The organism is Lentibacillus populi (assembly GCA_014642895.1).
Classification (GTDB): domain Bacteria; phylum Bacillota; class Bacilli; order Bacillales; family Amphibacillaceae; genus Lentibacillus_C; species Lentibacillus_C populi.
The window spans coordinates 1-14,469 of record BMJD01000025.1; the positions used below are offsets into that span (position 1 = coordinate 1).

At 41.3% G+C, this 14,469-nt stretch carries 20 protein-coding genes and 1 pseudogene; 3 read left to right on the forward strand and 18 right to left on the reverse strand.

Going from position 1 to position 14,469, the window contains the following annotated elements:
• Positions 1-154: 154 nt before the first annotated feature.
• A pseudogene (locus IEX12_RS14230) lies at positions 155-319 on the forward strand (IS1595 family transposase); the annotation flags it as partial.
• Between the two features lie 21 nt (positions 320-340).
• Here the strand turns inward: IEX12_RS14230 and IEX12_RS14235 are convergent.
• The 4 genes from IEX12_RS14235 to IEX12_RS14250 form a co-directional block, all read right to left on the reverse strand.
• The gene (locus IEX12_RS14235) at positions 341-598 is read right to left on the reverse strand and encodes a hypothetical protein (RefSeq protein ID WP_188725411.1); all 258 of its coding nucleotides are present in this window, start codon (positions 596-598) and stop codon (positions 341-343) included.
• Between the two features lie 180 nt (positions 599-778).
• Positions 779-1,501 (reverse strand): N-acetylmuramoyl-L-alanine amidase CwlD, encoded by a 723-nt coding sequence (cwlD, locus tag IEX12_RS14240; RefSeq protein WP_188725412.1) that lies wholly within the window; start codon positions 1,499-1,501, stop codon positions 779-781.
• Between the two features lie 241 nt (positions 1,502-1,742).
• Positions 1,743-2,978 (reverse strand): efflux RND transporter periplasmic adaptor subunit, encoded by a 1,236-nt coding sequence (locus tag IEX12_RS14245; protein ID WP_188725413.1) that lies wholly within the window; start codon positions 2,976-2,978, stop codon positions 1,743-1,745.
• Positions 2,975-3,649 (reverse strand): hypothetical protein, encoded by a 675-nt coding sequence (locus IEX12_RS14250; protein WP_188725414.1) that lies wholly within the window; start codon positions 3,647-3,649, stop codon positions 2,975-2,977. Before IEX12_RS14250 ends, IEX12_RS14245 begins: the two co-directional genes overlap by 4 nt.
• Before the next feature lie 360 nt (positions 3,650-4,009).
• Here IEX12_RS14250 and IEX12_RS14255 point away from each other — a divergent pair, with 360 nt between their 5' ends.
• Positions 4,010-4,810 (forward strand): protein kinase domain-containing protein, encoded by an 801-nt coding sequence (locus IEX12_RS14255; RefSeq protein WP_286171163.1) that lies wholly within the window; start codon positions 4,010-4,012, stop codon positions 4,808-4,810.
• 517 nt (positions 4,811-5,327) lie between these two features.
• A complete protein-coding gene (locus IEX12_RS14260; RefSeq protein ID WP_188725415.1) occupies positions 5,328-5,774 on the forward strand; it encodes a protease complex subunit PrcB family protein in 447 nt (148 codons plus the stop codon).
• Between the two features lie 69 nt (positions 5,775-5,843).
• Here IEX12_RS14260 and rpsI read toward each other — a convergent pair whose 3' ends face one another.
• The 14 genes from rpsI to IEX12_RS14330 form a co-directional block, all read right to left on the reverse strand.
• Entirely contained in the window at positions 5,844-6,236 is a 393-nt protein-coding gene (rpsI, locus tag IEX12_RS14265) for a 30S ribosomal protein S9 (RefSeq protein WP_088051856.1), read from the reverse strand.
• 19 nt (positions 6,237-6,255) lie between these two features.
• Positions 6,256-6,693 carry a 50S ribosomal protein L13 gene (gene rplM, locus IEX12_RS14270; RefSeq protein WP_088051855.1) on the reverse strand — a complete coding sequence of 146 codons (438 nt, stop codon included), beginning with the start codon at positions 6,691-6,693 and terminating at the stop codon, positions 6,256-6,258.
• A gap of 204 nt (positions 6,694-6,897) precedes the next feature.
• A complete protein-coding gene (gene truA, locus IEX12_RS14275; protein ID WP_088051854.1) occupies positions 6,898-7,638 on the reverse strand; it encodes a tRNA pseudouridine(38-40) synthase TruA in 741 nt (246 codons plus the stop codon).
• A 17-nt stretch (positions 7,639-7,655) separates the two neighbouring features.
• Positions 7,656-8,456, reverse strand: coding sequence for an energy-coupling factor transporter transmembrane component T family protein (locus tag IEX12_RS14280; RefSeq protein ID WP_088051853.1), 801 nt, complete (start codon positions 8,454-8,456; stop codon positions 7,656-7,658).
• On the reverse strand, positions 8,449-9,321 hold the full coding sequence (locus IEX12_RS14285; RefSeq protein WP_088051852.1) for an energy-coupling factor ABC transporter ATP-binding protein: 873 nt from the start codon (positions 9,319-9,321) through the stop codon (positions 8,449-8,451). Before IEX12_RS14285 ends, IEX12_RS14280 begins: the two co-directional genes overlap by 8 nt.
• The gene (locus IEX12_RS14290) at positions 9,297-10,136 is read right to left on the reverse strand and encodes an energy-coupling factor ABC transporter ATP-binding protein (protein ID WP_155554886.1); all 840 of its coding nucleotides are present in this window, start codon (positions 10,134-10,136) and stop codon (positions 9,297-9,299) included. Before IEX12_RS14290 ends, IEX12_RS14285 begins: the two co-directional genes overlap by 25 nt.
• Positions 10,137-10,224: 88 nt before the next feature.
• Positions 10,225-10,797 (reverse strand): hypothetical protein, encoded by a 573-nt coding sequence (locus tag IEX12_RS14295; RefSeq protein WP_188725416.1) that lies wholly within the window; start codon positions 10,795-10,797, stop codon positions 10,225-10,227.
• A gap of 238 nt (positions 10,798-11,035) precedes the next feature.
• Positions 11,036-11,389, reverse strand: coding sequence for a 50S ribosomal protein L17 (rplQ, locus tag IEX12_RS14300; RefSeq protein ID WP_088051849.1), 354 nt, complete (start codon positions 11,387-11,389; stop codon positions 11,036-11,038).
• Between the two features lie 116 nt (positions 11,390-11,505).
• Positions 11,506-12,450, reverse strand: a complete 945-nt coding sequence (locus IEX12_RS14305) for a DNA-directed RNA polymerase subunit alpha (RefSeq protein ID WP_088051848.1) — start codon at positions 12,448-12,450, stop codon at positions 11,506-11,508.
• 325 nt (positions 12,451-12,775) lie between these two features.
• Positions 12,776-13,165, reverse strand: a complete 390-nt coding sequence (gene rpsK / locus IEX12_RS14310; protein WP_077324021.1) for a 30S ribosomal protein S11 — start codon at positions 13,163-13,165, stop codon at positions 12,776-12,778.
• A 20-nt stretch (positions 13,166-13,185) separates the two neighbouring features.
• The gene (gene rpsM / locus IEX12_RS14315; RefSeq protein ID WP_088051847.1) at positions 13,186-13,551 is read right to left on the reverse strand and encodes a 30S ribosomal protein S13; all 366 of its coding nucleotides are present in this window, start codon (positions 13,549-13,551) and stop codon (positions 13,186-13,188) included.
• 93 nt (positions 13,552-13,644) lie between these two features.
• A complete protein-coding gene (rpmJ, locus tag IEX12_RS14320) occupies positions 13,645-13,758 on the reverse strand; it encodes a 50S ribosomal protein L36 (protein ID WP_010095733.1) in 114 nt (37 codons plus the stop codon).
• Positions 13,759-13,791: 33 nt separating this feature from the next.
• On the reverse strand, positions 13,792-14,010 hold the full coding sequence (gene infA, locus IEX12_RS14325) for a translation initiation factor IF-1 (RefSeq protein ID WP_010095735.1): 219 nt from the start codon (positions 14,008-14,010) through the stop codon (positions 13,792-13,794).
• On the reverse strand, positions 13,988-14,323 hold the full coding sequence (locus IEX12_RS14330) for a KOW domain-containing RNA-binding protein (protein ID WP_088051846.1): 336 nt from the start codon (positions 14,321-14,323) through the stop codon (positions 13,988-13,990). Before IEX12_RS14330 ends, infA begins: the two co-directional genes overlap by 23 nt.
• Between the last annotated feature and the right edge of the window lie 146 nt (positions 14,324-14,469).

Consider the following 14,469-nt stretch of genomic DNA (forward strand, 5'->3'; position numbering starts at 1 on the left):
GCGGACAAAAGAAGAAGATAAACTGGAGAAAATAACGTAATTTTAAGGAAAAGCTAGTTTAAGAGTGTTATTGTCCAAAATTCGGGGGTTAATCCGGAAATATCAAGAGGATGATGTTGATGCTCTTATTTCATATAAAAATAAATTGCCCTTAGTAGCAACTAAATACTTGGATAATTACCTTTATTGGTTCCGTTGGCTTGATTTAGGTAAAGATTTAGCATTTGACAAACGTGTAGAACAAATGCTTATTTCAGCGTGTCAAAAATCTAACTACGCAACAGTTGAAATCTATAGAACTGCAAAAAAAAGACCCTAATTAGAGGTCATTTTATTTCTGTTAGGCAACATTAAGTAATACTTTGTGTAATTTTTTTTCACATCTAATGTTATAGGAATTCTTGGTTTTAAATTTCCCAATAGTTTGACGTACGTTTTTATTGTAAATGATTAGTTCCCTATACTTCTCATCATTAAGATAGTTTTGAAACCATTGATGTTTTTTTAAATGCGTTAGGTTCCTACCTATATCTTCTTCATTAACCTTTAGAAAAGGTACATAAACAGCAAGATTGAGCAAATCAAATATTAACCCCAAGGTTATTCACCTCCTTACAAATTGTCTTAAAAGAAATACGATTATAATCGCAAAAGGTTTCATACTTTTAGAATTCTTCATATCTATTATATCAGAAAATTCACTTGTTATGAAATTTGTTATGAAGTCGCTAAAAGCAACAATCATTGAGAAAACAGCCAATGTTTAAATGAATACCCCTTATTTCTCTTCCTCTTCCACATCCTCCGTCACATACCGCAAAATACCCTCATATATACTGCCAGCCATTTTCAGCTGGTATTCATCCTGTTTTAGCAACTCCCGTTCATGCTCGTTCGATAAAAAGCCAATCTCTACTAAAGCCCCGGGAACTTCAGCGTGTTTTAGAAGATAAATCCCATTAATGGCTAAAGGGGTTCGTTTCGTGTTTTCAAGATTACGTATGATTTCCGACTGAATCATTTTTGCCAAATGTTTGCTTTCTTCAAACTTTGGATAATAAAATGTTTGTGCACCACTCCATCTGGCTGAAGGGATAGCATTTAAATGAACCGTTACATAAAAATCAGCTTTCTTTTCATGGATAAATGCAAGGCGTTTGCGGATATCCTCCGATTTTCTCCGTGACAATCCCTTCGTCCCACTTTCCGCTAAATCCGTATCCTTTTCCCTTGTTAAATATACAAGTGCACCTGATTGCTGCAAATAGTCTTGCAGTTTTTTAGAAACGGCAAGCGCAACGTCTTTTTCCTGTGTGTCATCTCTTCCTTCTGCTCCACCATCCGGTCCGCCATGTCCCGGGTCAATTACGATTGTTTTGCCTGCAAGCGGGAGTGACCATGTTTCCCATGTTTGTTCCGACATTTGAATTGGAACATTAATTAAAAATGCTAAAAGTACTAAACCTGCCCCCCAGCTCACAACTTTGCCAGCACGTCCCATATCTCATTCGCTCCTTATTCACTCTGCTTGAACTATTTTATGGGACAAGGCTCGCGTTTATGACTGGAATTGGATAACTGGATTATCGTTTATGGAGCCGTGGCTATGAATACGTCAGATCATATAAACCTCCCTATTTACTCTTTACGATATTCCCATTCCATTGAATAAAAAACGAAACAAAATAAACCCTTACAATTTTAAAAGGCTTATCTTGTTTCATTTTCGAAAATATTCCCCTTTACCTCGTCAACAACCCAGTCACAACATCCTTCTTCCAATTCCCTTGCTTGAAAAATTGCTTCCAGTGAATATGGTTGATTTTCAATGGTGTAATAAACGTAACGTTGGAGCGAAATTGACGCTTTTGATCTTTGGCCACCCACTCTCCAGGTTTGGCGCCCTTAGTAATCTCGATTTGTTCATTCATATGAATACCGGTTGTTATCTTTTGCTTGACTAGATTACCTTCACTTGTCATCTTCCATAGCGTTTTGCCGAAAACGGCGTCCTCCCGTGCAACCGTAGCATTTGCCGATTCATTTGTTGTAATTGCCATGTCGGCATGATAGCCAGGTAATAATTGTTCCGTATCCTTTTCATCTTTAGCTTCATCCGTAAATGACACATAAAATGGGTACAAACTTGTTCCTTGTAAGGCAACTGTTTTAGGGGAATCACTTACCTCCTGAACAGTCCCCTGTAAAACCGTATTATTTTCTGAAAGGCTTATTTCTGCAGGCATCCCCTGCTCCAGCACCATTCGCTCTTTTTCTGTCAATTCACCCGTTACATGTAATTGGGTCGATTCAATTGTTATGATTGGATCATCCAGCGAATCTGAAACATTCGTTACATTCCCCTGAAACGGACTTTCTACCGTAATTGTATCCCCACTCATTTCCAATTCGGTTAACTGTGCTTGCACACTTTTCAACTGAGCATTTTTTTGCGCCAGTTCATTTTCCTTTTCGGTTACATATTGCTCCTTCATATATTCTGCATCGGCAGACGGAATGGTTGTTTTTCTACCTTCCCTATTTTCCTTTTCGTTGCCATCCCCAAATACCATCTCAATCTTGGGAATCTGGTAATTTGAAATGGACGACATTGCCTGCTCGATTGCCGCAATTTCCCCGTTAATCGTATCCACTTCACTTTCTAGCTGTGCTTTCGTTGCATAATAGTCTGGAACCTGATAGGTGTACAATGCATCGCCCACGTTTACCTTTGCCCCTTCTTCCAGTAAAAATTCCCCGAAGGTCCCCATCTTTTCATTGAAGTAGACATTGTTTTCTTCCACTGGAGTCAAGACACCTGGTTTATGCATTTTTTCATACATATCCGCAGTTATTATTCTCGACCATTCCCTCACATACGATTTTCTTTCTACTTTTTTATCATCCATGACTAGTAATATACTATTGATTCCAACGAATAGAGTTACACATAAAAGGATCACTTTTCTCCGGTTCAACCAAACCACCCCCTTACCAAATGATTATCAATCAAGGCCAAGGAAGCAGCTGCAGCCCAATAGAATATATGTAAAAGAATGACAGTAAGCCAAATCCACCGTCGTTTGATTGGAGACAGGTAACGTAAAAATTTGACCTGAAAGCCGATAATCCATAATTGAAATAATGATATTGCACCAAAAAAATAGATGATCCACTGATATTCGGTAAAATAAGAGGCGATAATGCCAAATGACAATGGGGAAACATACCAATCCAGGCCCCAGTAAAGCATCAGCGGTATCCATAAAACCCGTTCGACAAGCATCATTAACAGCACAACCTGCTGCATAATGATCAGTTTACGAAAAGGTATACCGGTTATGGAATAAAAGATAAGTGCCGAAAGAAATAAGATAATAGCAGTTAGCAAAATAGCGTACAAACCCCGGCCAATAACAAAGCCTAATTTGCTTAACTCATATTCCGTTGCGTTTAATGCAGTTGCATGACTTGATATAAAATCGGAACCAATCCCAAGTAACGCCATCCAGCCATATATAATGATACTGAATAGGCAAAGAAGTGAACACCATTTCCATAAAGCTTGGATTTTTTCTGCCTTATTAATTCGATATAAATGGTCATCCATAGAAAAAAGGAGTTTTATTAGGTTGATGTGGTAGGTCATAAGCTACATTCCTTTTTTGAGTGACTTTTCTAAACGTTATATTACTTCAATTTTAACGCAAGCTATAACAAAATTCTACAACTTTTACGCGTTTTGAAAATATTAGGGAAAAATGACTATGTTTTAGCTATAAAGAAGAAAACTACCCTCACTTAACGGTAGAAATCGTCTTTGGTTAAGTCGAATTTTGGATGGGTGTGTTTGTGTGGTAACCATTCGTTGCCCTAGTCTAAAATGGCATTTGATTTAGGGAGAATGTTTGTTTTTATTATTCCAAGCTCGCCTGTCCCATTTTCATGTATAATAGTATTCAAAATATGTCATTAAAGTAATGACTGATTCTGGATCGAGGTGATTGTCGTGCATATCTTACGTTTTATAAGAAAAACCTATCAGTATTTTGTTGACAAACCACTCCAAACAGGGACAGTTTTACAGGATAGTTATCAGGTTCTGGATCTTATCGGAACTGGAAGCTATGGTATTGTTTATCTTTGCAAAGATTTGAAAACCATGGAGAATAAAGGGCTTAAACAGCTTCGGCCAAGCAAGCAGCGTAAACGTAATGAGGTTGACATCTTTAACAAGGAAATTGCTGTATTACGTATGCTGGAACATAAAAATATGCCAACGTTGTATGAATCCTTTTCGCATAACGGTAATTTCTTTTATGTTATGAGCTACATGGAAGGGGATAATCTGGACAAGCAGATTTTTTTTAAGAAAAAAACGTTTAATGAGAAAGAATCACTGCTCTTCCTTGCTCATTTACTCGAGTTAATTGATTATCTGCATAAAAAAGATATTTATCATCTGGATTTACGGATTCCAAATATTATGCTGAAAAATGACGAGCCTTTTTTAATCGATTTTGGGTTGGCAAAACATGTTGCTTCAGATGGTCCGGTCTATTCTCGTAAAGCTATTATGGAGATGAAACTGCAGGATTATTATGATTTAGGTGATATTCTTTTATATTTGCTTTACACGACGTATTCTTCCAAAAGTAAAAAAGCTCTCCCTTGGACAGAAGAACTTTCTTTGGCGGATGAAACGGTTCATTTACTGAAAAGGTTACTCCGGCTGCTTCGTCCTTATTCGAATTCTAGTGAAATTCAGACAGATCTGCATGCTGCAATTAAAGCAAAAGGAGGACACTAGCTGCTGCTTCCCCAGCTTCTCCGCTTGTAACGTTTACTGCCGCTCATTGGATGGTGTCTATGCTGCCCGCTGCTGCCACTGTGATAATAGTGGTGTCGTCGCTTACTGCTGCTGCCACTGTGATAATAATGGCGTCCTCGCTTACTGCTGCTGCCGCCATGATAGCGGCGATGTCTGCGCTCGCTGCTGCCGCGATTAAGCTGTTTTAGTATTTTTCTAAACATCTTTTTCCTCCTTTCTGTTTAATTATTATACAGTTTAACATGGATAAAGGTTTCAACTAAATAATTTAATGCTGGTAAAAAATACTGCACTATACATATGTCTAAATGTCAAGTATGATGGAGCTAAGACAGGTCGGTGATAGGAAAAAGGGTATGTAACAGAAAGGGGTATTCTTAAAATGAGGCGGAGTCTTGTGCATTGTTTGATGATCGTTATATTTCTAAGTATATCCCTACCCGGGTGCGGATCGGATGCAATAAAGGACAATTCAAACACTGAGGAGGAGATACCAATGAAAAGGGACGTTACGGAAATTCCATTTAAGACAATCAATGTTGAGGATGCACCAGACAAGGTTCAAAAATGGATTGCGAAACATCGGGCAGAAAAAGCGAATAAAGTTTTCCATGTAAACGGCAAGACATATGTAATTGTTATGCTTGGACAAAAGTCATCAGGCGGATTTGATGTGAAGGTTGAGCAAATACAGCAAGTAACCTCACCAGAATCGAAAGCAGGTAATCATAAAATTACTGTCAGCTATGAAGAGACCAAACCAAAAAAGGGCAGCATGAACATCCAAGTGCTCACCTATCCACTTGTGATTGCGGAGATAGATGATGAACTGGATGATGATTCATTTCAATTTAAGTCGTCAATTGACGAAGGAAAATTGACAGAGACGGAGTCAGGGAAAGTGAAGAAGCCAAGGGTATCTGATGATAAAGCGGAGAAGTAAGTAAAACAAAAAACCCTTCCTCGGAACCAATGGAGAAAGGGTTTTTTGATATAGTTTTTTCTAATTTGCTTAACGTTTTGAGAACTGTGGTGCACGACGGGCTTTTTTAAGACCGTATTTCTTACGTTCTTTCATGCGTGCGTCGCGAGTCAAGTATCCTTCGCTCTTCAATGAAGCACGGTATTCTGGATCGGCTTCAAGGAGTGCGCGAGCGATTCCGTGGCGGATAGCACCAGCTTGGCCAGTGAATCCTCCACCATGAACTTTTACCAAGACATCATATGTGCCTTGTGTTTCTGTTGCCGCAAGTGGTTGGTTTAATATTAATAATTGTGTTTCATATGGAAAATAGTCTTTTGCATCACGGTCATTAATCACTACACGGCCTGTTCCTGGAACTAAGCGTACACGTGCAGTTGACTTTTTACGACGGCCTGTGCCGTAGTATTGTACTTGTGCCAATTGAGTAACCTCCTTTTAATTATCCACGAAGCGTATATTCTTCTGGTTTTTGTGCTTGATGATTGTGTTCAGAACCTCTGTATACGTGCAATTTTTTACCCATTTTACGGCCTAGTGGACCTTTTGGAAGCATACCTTTGATGGCAAGCTCAAGCATTTGCTCAGGGTATTTCGTACGCATTTCGTATGCATTACGTTCCTTTAATCCGCCAACATGGCCTGAATGACGGTAATATTTTTTGTCATTTATTTTGTTGCCTGTAAGTTCGATTTTTTCAGCGTTGATAATGATGACATTATCACCTGTGTCAGCATGTGGTGTGTAAGTTGGTTTATGCTTTCCGCGAAGGATCGCAGCAACCTCACTTGCTAAACGACCAAGACGTTGGCCCTCAGCATCCACAACAAGCCATTTGCGTTCGATATTATTTTCATTCGCCATGAAAGTTGTGCGCATGATGGTTTCCCTCCATATTTCATTCGTTTCCGTTGTTATTCCTATATTTAACATAATTAGTTTCCGGGGCTAATCATGGTTTAGAAATAAAATGCCATAAATCATAGTATACCAACTAGGGGCCAAATGTCAAGTCTTAGCGGGACTTTTTCCGCTTCTTTATTCTCATCTTGTTTTCTGACCATATTATACTATCACACTCAGTCAATACCTGACCCTCCACAAATACAACCCTTGAGGTGGTATCGTTTCCCCAACAAGCCGGCGATCCTTTTGTTCGATAAGATAGGGAATTTCTCCTGCTCTACGTCTGCCTTGGCCAATATCAAGCAATACGCCAACGGTTATCCGTACCATGTTGTATAAAAAGCCGCTTCCCCGGAAAATGAATTCAATTTCACTTCCGCGTTTCTCGCATGATGCCTGGTAGAGTGTCCTTACCTTGCTCCCTCTTGTCGTAGCTTTTGCCGAGGAAAATGTAGTGAAATCATGCTCCCCCTCCAAATAGCTGCAAGCGTCCTGTATCGCTTTTATATCCAATGCATAAGGGAATTGATATGCATAGTTACGCTTGAAAACATCCGTCTCTTTTTCATTCCAGACATAATAGCGGTATTCCTTCTCTATTACATCATATCGCGCGTGAAATGATGACGGAACCTTTTCTACCTCATTTATATAAAGATCACCCGGCAAAAGCGTGTTAAGCGCCCGCTTCCAATTCGCCTCCGGTATGGTAAACGGTGTTTCAAAATGGATCGTCTGTCCCTTGGCATGCACGCCCGTATCCGTACGTCCAGAGGCCTGAATTCGGACATGCGCCCCCTTGTGTATTGTCATAAGGGCCTTCTCTAACTCCCCTTGAACAGTTCGCTTCTTGGGCTGGATTTGAAATCCGGCAAAACCGGAACCATCATAGCTGATCACACACTTTATCTTTTCCATTTCGCCCCAGCCCCTTACTAGTAATTTCTCGTTAAAAATAACCCTGCAATTACAAATAAAAATAATACGTAAATCGCTATATCCCGTTTTTCTATCCTTAATTCCCGGAGTTTTGTTCGGCCTTCCCCGCCATGATAGCCACGTGCCTCCATCGCCATCGCCAGCTCCTCGGCCCGTTTAAATGCACTGACGAACAATGGTACCAATAAGGGTACAACGGCTTTGGCGCGTTCTTTAATTGGTCCTGTCTTAAAGTCAACTCCGCGCGATGCTTGTGCCCGTGAGATTTTTTCCGTTTCCTGCATCAGCGTCGGGATAAACCGTAATGATATTGACATCATTAGTGCCAGCTCATGCACTGGAAATTTGATTTTTTTCAGTGGATGAAGCATATCCTCAATCGCATCGGTAATTTCGATCGGTGTTGTTGTTAAGGTTAATAACGATGTAATTAAGATCAGCAGGAAAAACCGCATCGAAATAGCAATTCCCTGGATAAGTGCCCCAGAATATATTTTAAAGGAGAATACTTCAGCTACAACCGTTCCTTCCTTGGTTACAAATAAATGCAGTAAAAATGTGAAAACAATTAAAAACCAGACAGGCGTTAACCCTTTCACGATAAACTTAATGGGAATTCGAGTTGTTGCCACACTAGCCAGGGCAAAAGCTGTTAAAATAGCATAGCTAAGCAATGAATTTGCAAAAAACACGACAAAAACAAAGAAAAAAATGATCGTAATTTTTGTGCGGGGATCTAACCGGTGGATAATCGAATTCCCCGGAACATATTGGCCAATAATAAGGGAGTTACTCATTCTCGCCGCCCCCTTGTAAATACCGATGTACATCCCGTGCAATCTCTTCGGTTGTTTGACGTTGGAAAGGAATTTTTATGCCGAACCTTTTTTCAAAATTTAAAAGGAACTGAACCGCTTCTGGAACATCAAGCTGGACCTTATTTAATGCTTCTTGCTGTGTTAATACATCCTCAGGCCTTCCCTCCATGTATTTCGTCCCTTTATTTAAAATAATCACATGGTCGGCATATTGAACGGCATCTTCCATACTGTGTGTCACAAGTACGGTGGTTAACCCTTCCTTTTTGTGCAATTCCTTAAACATGTTCATGATTTCCTTTTGCCCGCGTGGATCTAATCCGGCTGTTGGCTCATCAAGTACAAGCACATCCGGTTTAATCGCTAATACACCTGCAATGGCCACCCGGCGCATCTGGCCGCCACTTAAATCAAACGGTGAGCGTTTCAGCATCTCTCCGGATAAACCAACCGCCGGAATAATCTCCTGAATCCGTTTAGCAATTTCCTCTTTGGAAACACCAAAGTTTTCCGGACCAAATGCGATGTCCTTTTCTACTGTTTCTTCAAATAGTTGATGCTCTGGATATTGGAACACGACCCCAACTTTGCTGCGTAATTCTTTCATGTTTTTTGGCTTTTCATCATTAGTAAGACGGTAATTTCCGATTGTGACGGTTCCCGCACTCGGGTGTACTAAACCGTTTAAGTGTTGAATTAACGTTGATTTACCTGAACCAGTATGACCAATTATAGCTACAAATGATCCCGATGGTATATGAAAAGATAAGTCCTTAATTGCTTTATGGGCAAATGGGGTACCCTGTTGGTAAATGTAGTTTACGTTCTCAAATGTAATGTCCATAGATCCTCCAGCAATTCCTCTTGATTTAGTGGCTCATTTGTTATCGTCATTCCAGTCTTCTTCAGTTCATCCGTTAAAATAGCGACAAATGGCACATCAAGTCCAATTTCCCTTAATGCATCCTTTTTCGAAAAAATCTCCCGTGGTATTGCCTCATCCCAGATTTCACCACTGTTCATCACGATTACCCTTTCTGCTTGTACAACTTCACGCAAATCATGGGTGATCGTTATTAACGAAAGTGCATGCTCCGCTCTAACATTGGAAACAGTACGCATAATTTCCTGGCGCCCTTTTGGATCAAGCATCGCGGTAGCCTCGTCCAAAATAAGTACCTTAGGCGAAACTGCCAAAACGCTAGCAATTGCCACGCGCTGCTTTTGCCCACCGGAAAGCCTGTGCGGTTCTGTCAATCGGTAATCCTGCATCCCGACAGCTGTTAAATTCTGTTCAATCCGCTTTATCATTTCTTCACGCGGGAATCCGCGGTTTTCCATACCGAACGCAACGTCATCCTGTACCGTTGTCCCGACAAATTGATTATCCGGATTCTGGAAAACCATTCCGACATCTTTTCGGACATCCCAGATCGTTTCCTCCGTTACCTGTTGCCCATTGATGATAATCTCACCCTCTTGCGGAAACAGAAGGCCATTCATTAACTTGGCAATAGTCGATTTTCCGGAACCATTATGGCCAATAATGGCAAGCCACTCATTTTCATAGACTTCAAACGAACAATTCTTTAACACCCAAGGCTCCTCATCTCCATATCGAAACGATACATTTCTAAACTCAATCAATTTTTTTCTCAAAATGTGAATTCCTCCTCTAGCTCATGGCCTGGGTGTGAATTAATTGATAATCCAGCTCTCCAGTCTATGTCTACGTCCTCGGGATGAGTTATCGTGCTTTGGTTGATGCTCTTGCTCTACGGTCGATGTTCCTGCGCTCCGGCTGATGTTTCCTCGCTCCGGCCGATGTTTCCGCTCTCCGGCTGATGTTTCTGCGCTCCGGTCGATGTTTCCGCTCTCCGGCTGATGTTTCCTCGCTCCGGTCGATGTTTCCGCTCTCCGGCTGATGTTCCTGCTCTCCGGCCGATGTTTCTGCGCTCCGGCTGATGTTCCTGCGCTCCGGTCGATGTTTCCGCTCTCCGGCTGATGTTCCTGCGCTCCGGTCGATGTTTCCGCTCTCCGGCTGATGTTCCTGCGCTCCGGCTGATGTTTCCTCGCTCCGGTCGATGTTTCCGCTCTCCGGCTGATGTTCCTGCGCTCCGGCCGATGTTTCCTCGCTCCGGCTGATGTTTCCGTTCTCCAGCTGATGTTCCGCGCTCCGGCCGATGTTTCCGCTCTCCGGCTGATGTTTCTGCGCTCCGGTCGATGTTTCCTCGCTCCAGTCGATGTTTTTGCGCTCCGGCCGATGTTTCTGCGCTCCTGCGGTTGATATACTCATCCTTGGTTCGATGCCCTGTATCATCCGAGTCGTCTCAACCTTTCACCTTTCCTTGACTCAGTTGCGCGTGGGGCCAGCGACTACTGCCATAAGCAATGGACACTCCGAGCGCCAAAGTGCGGGCGCTCTGCGGTCCCTTGCTTATGCCATACGTCGCTAAACGGCCCCGCTGCACTTTTCTATCACCATTATACACAAAAAAAGGGCTTGGATTCACCTCGTGGAAGAGATTCAGTCCTGCCCTTAACGCGCTCATGTTTCATTAAACTAGTTCGATAATTGCCATTTTTGCTCCGTCACCTTGACGTTCACCTAGCTTAAGAACACGTGTGTATCCACCTTGTCGATCTTCGTAGCGCTCGGCAACGTCACCGAAAAGTTTTTGAATAACACTTTCATCTTCGTTTGCTTCCTGGTTGTATAAAAATGCTGCAGCTTGACGGCGTGCATGAAGATCACCGCGTTTTCCAAGCGTAATCATTTTATCAACTACCGATTTCAATTCCTTCGCTTTTGCTTCTGTTGTTTCAATCCGCTCATGAATAATCAAATCAGATGCAAGGTTGCGAAGTAATGCCATACGATGGTCTGTTGTACGACCTAGTTTTCTAGCCATGGACTATCCCTCCCTTTTCCTGTTGCTGGGAACTAATAATAGATAATTGAACATCTGCGTAGTGCTTGTGATAAGCTCCAGCGTATTGCTCCAATTCTAAAGGTGTCTATAAAAGATCAGTCATCATTACGTAAGCCTAGGCCAAGATCATCCAGTTTTACCTTGACTTCTTCCAGTGATTTACGGCCTAAATTACGTACTTTCATCATATCTTCTTCCGATTTATTTGAAAGCTCCTGAACTGTATTAATTCCAGCACGTTTTAAACAATTATATGATCGGACAGACAGATCAAGTTCTTCGATTGTCATTTCCATTACTTTTTCTTTCTGATCTTCTTCTTTTTCGACCATGATTTCCGCATTCTGCGCTTCGTCTGTTAAACCCACAAAAATATTAAGATGCTCGGTAAAGATTTTGGCACCTAAAGAAACTGCTTCTTCTGGACGAGTGCTTCCATCTGTCCATACATCCATCGTTAATTTATCGTAGTTTGCAACTTGACCTACACGGGTATTTTCAACTTGATAGGTGACACGTGATACGGGTGTAAAGATTGAATCAATTGGAACAACACCAATTGGCTGTTCATCACGTTTGTTTGCTTCTGCTGGACGATAGCCGCGACCGCGTTCTGCGGTAATTTTCATATGCAGGCTTCCTTTACTGCTAACCGTAGCAATAGGCAGTTCCGGATTCAATACTTCTACATCACTATCATATGTTAGATCTGCAGCCGTTACTTTTCCTTCTCCCTGCACATCAATCTCTAATGTTTTCTCATCGTCAGAGTAAATTTTTAGAGCAAGCTTCTTCAAATTCAAAATGATAGTCGTTACATCTTCAACAACGCCATCAATTGTTGAGAATTCGTGCAACGCACCATCAATTTGAACGGACGTTACAGCAGCGCCTGGAAGTGAGGATAATAGGATACGACGCAAGGAGTTTCCTAGAGTAGTACCATATCCACGTTCAAGCGGTTCGACGACGAATTTTCCAAATTTGGCATCATCGCTGATCTCTACCGTTTCTATTCTTGGTTTTTCAATTTCGATCATTCAATAAAACCCTCCTTCAAAACGTCGAAACCCCGGTTAGACTTAAGGGGTCTAACCGAAATTCCTCAAATAGGCAGTTGGCGTTTCTGCACTATTGGTTTCTTTTGTACTCTCTGTCAACTCAGATGCTGTTGGTTAAGGTATTTTTAGAAAAACTCAGGTTTTTACCCGTCCATCATAGCGGGTGCCGAAATTTTTCTTATACTTTAATCGTATAAAAACTTATACTTCCTTAAAGTACAAAAAAGAGTCTTCCACTTTTGCCTTACACTTTTAGCCATCATAACCCATTATAGACAGGGTGACAAATTCTATACGGTATAATTTATACACGACGACGTTTTGGTGGGCGACAACCATTGTGAGGAACTGGAGTTACGTCACGAATGGCTGTAACTTCTAAGCCAGCTGCCTGAAGCGAACGGATAGCAGCTTCACGACCGGCACCAGGGCCTTTTACCGTTACTTCCAATGTTTTCATGCCGTTTTCCACAGCCGATTTGGCTGCTGTTTCAGCTGCCATTTGTGCAGCAAATGGTGTTGACTTACGAGAACCTTTAAAGCCTAATGCACCTGCAGAGCTCCAGCCAATCGCATTACCTTGAACATCGGTAATCGTTACAATCGTATTGTTAAACGTAGAACGAATATGTGCTACACCTGTATCAATATTCTTTTTTACACGACGCTTACGTGTATTGGTTTTACGAGCCATTGATTTTACCCTCCTTCACATTACTTTTTCTTGTTTGCAATCGTACGACGTGGACCTTTACGAGTACGGGAATTATTTTTTGTTTTTTGTCCGCGTACGGGAAGTCCCCGGCGATGACGAATTCCTCTGTATGAGCCAATCTCAATCAATCGTTTAATGTTAAGCGATACTTCACGGCGAAGGTCACCTTCGATTGTGTATCCGTCAACTGCTTTACGAATCTTACCCAATTCATCCTCTGTAAGATCACGTACACGAGTGTCTTCTGAAACGCCTGCTTCTTTAAGGATTTCTTGTGCAGTGTTTTTCCCAATACCATAAATATAGGTTAATGAGATTACCACACGTTTATCACGTGGAATATCAATACCTGCAATACGTGCCATAAAATTTTAGCACCTCCTGATTTTTAAATATATCCACAAATCGGCTCACTCGCCGATTTGTTCCAATCCGGCCTCTGGACTTCTGACCTCTGATTAGCCCTGTTTTTGCTTGTGTTTCGGATTTTCACAAATCACCATTACTTTACCCTTGCGTTTAATGACTTTGCATTTTTCGCAAATTGGTTTTACAGATGCTCTTACTTTCATCATCTTTACCTCCTTTTAGATCGGAGCTCACTATTACTTGTAACGGTACGTAATTCGTCCCCTTGTTAAATCGTATGGGGAGAGTTCTACCGTTACCTTATCACCTGGTAAGATACGAATGAAATGCATACGAATTTTACCAGACACATGGGCCAAAACTGTATGGCCATTTTCAAGCTCGACATTAAACATCGCATTTGGCAATGTTTCTGTTACGGTACCTTCCACTTCAATTACATCGTCTTTCGCCATCGTGTTGATCTCCCTTCTTCAAATCAGTCACAACCTCATTGACAAATTTAGCTATGGCAAACCGTAATTTCCCATTTGTGACACGACCAGTTTCTAGAAGGCTGTTTTGGACTTCTGGAGATATATAATCCATAACTTCAATATGATGTAAATTCTTTTTCTTTGGTCGATCATATTTACGTTTTTCCCCATCCGCTAGTAAGACATACCGTTCGTCAACCATTTTTATGACTACCGCATATTGGCCAGCCTCACGTCCTTGCGCAATTCGAACAACTTGACCCATCTGCGGAACCGAGTCAGCTTCCTCCACAACGATCACCTTCACTTAGGCTTATATTTAATGAATACCTTTTGGTTAAAGGTTTTAAAGTTCTCATGAATCAACTTCCTGTGTCACTTCTATATCACGTAATCAGTGTGCTACCCAAAATACACACTGTTATATTATACATTTTA

What these genes read in the sequence shown, in the direction of transcription:
- cwlD (WP_188725412.1), bottom strand. Translation starts at nt 1,501, where the DNA reads ATGGGACGTGCTGGCAAAGTTGTGAGCTGGGGGGCAGGTTTAGTACTT.
- IEX12_RS14250 (WP_188725414.1), bottom strand. Translation starts at nt 3,649, where the DNA reads ATGACCTACCACATCAACCTAATAAAACTCCTTTTTTCTATGGATGAC.
- IEX12_RS14260 (WP_188725415.1), top strand. Translation starts at nt 5,328, where the DNA reads ATGAAAAGGGACGTTACGGAAATTCCATTTAAGACAATCAATGTTGAG.
- rplM (WP_088051855.1), bottom strand. Translation starts at nt 6,693, where the DNA reads ATGCGCACAACTTTCATGGCGAATGAAAATAATATCGAACGCAAATGG.
- truA (WP_088051854.1), bottom strand. Translation starts at nt 7,638, where the DNA reads ATGGAAAAGATAAAGTGTGTGATCAGCTATGATGGTTCCGGTTTTGCC.
- IEX12_RS14280 (WP_088051853.1), bottom strand. Translation starts at nt 8,456, where the DNA reads ATGAGTAACTCCCTTATTATTGGCCAATATGTTCCGGGGAATTCGATT.
- IEX12_RS14285 (WP_088051852.1), bottom strand. Translation starts at nt 9,321, where the DNA reads ATGGACATTACATTTGAGAACGTAAACTACATTTACCAACAGGGTACC.
- IEX12_RS14295 (WP_188725416.1), bottom strand. Translation starts at nt 10,797, where the DNA reads ATGATACAGGGCATCGAACCAAGGATGAGTATATCAACCGCAGGAGCG.
- rplQ (WP_088051849.1), bottom strand. Translation starts at nt 11,389, where the DNA reads ATGGCTAGAAAACTAGGTCGTACAACAGACCATCGTATGGCATTACTT.
- IEX12_RS14305 (WP_088051848.1), bottom strand. Translation starts at nt 12,450, where the DNA reads ATGATCGAAATTGAAAAACCAAGAATAGAAACGGTAGAGATCAGCGAT.
- rpsK (WP_077324021.1), bottom strand. Translation starts at nt 13,165, where the DNA reads ATGGCTCGTAAAACCAATACACGTAAGCGTCGTGTAAAAAAGAATATT.
- rpsM (WP_088051847.1), bottom strand. Translation starts at nt 13,551, where the DNA reads ATGGCACGTATTGCAGGTATTGATATTCCACGTGATAAACGTGTGGTA.
- rpmJ (WP_010095733.1), bottom strand. Translation starts at nt 13,758, where the DNA reads ATGAAAGTAAGAGCATCTGTAAAACCAATTTGCGAAAAATGCAAAGTC.
- infA (WP_010095735.1), bottom strand. Translation starts at nt 14,010, where the DNA reads ATGGCGAAAGACGATGTAATTGAAGTGGAAGGTACCGTAACAGAAACA.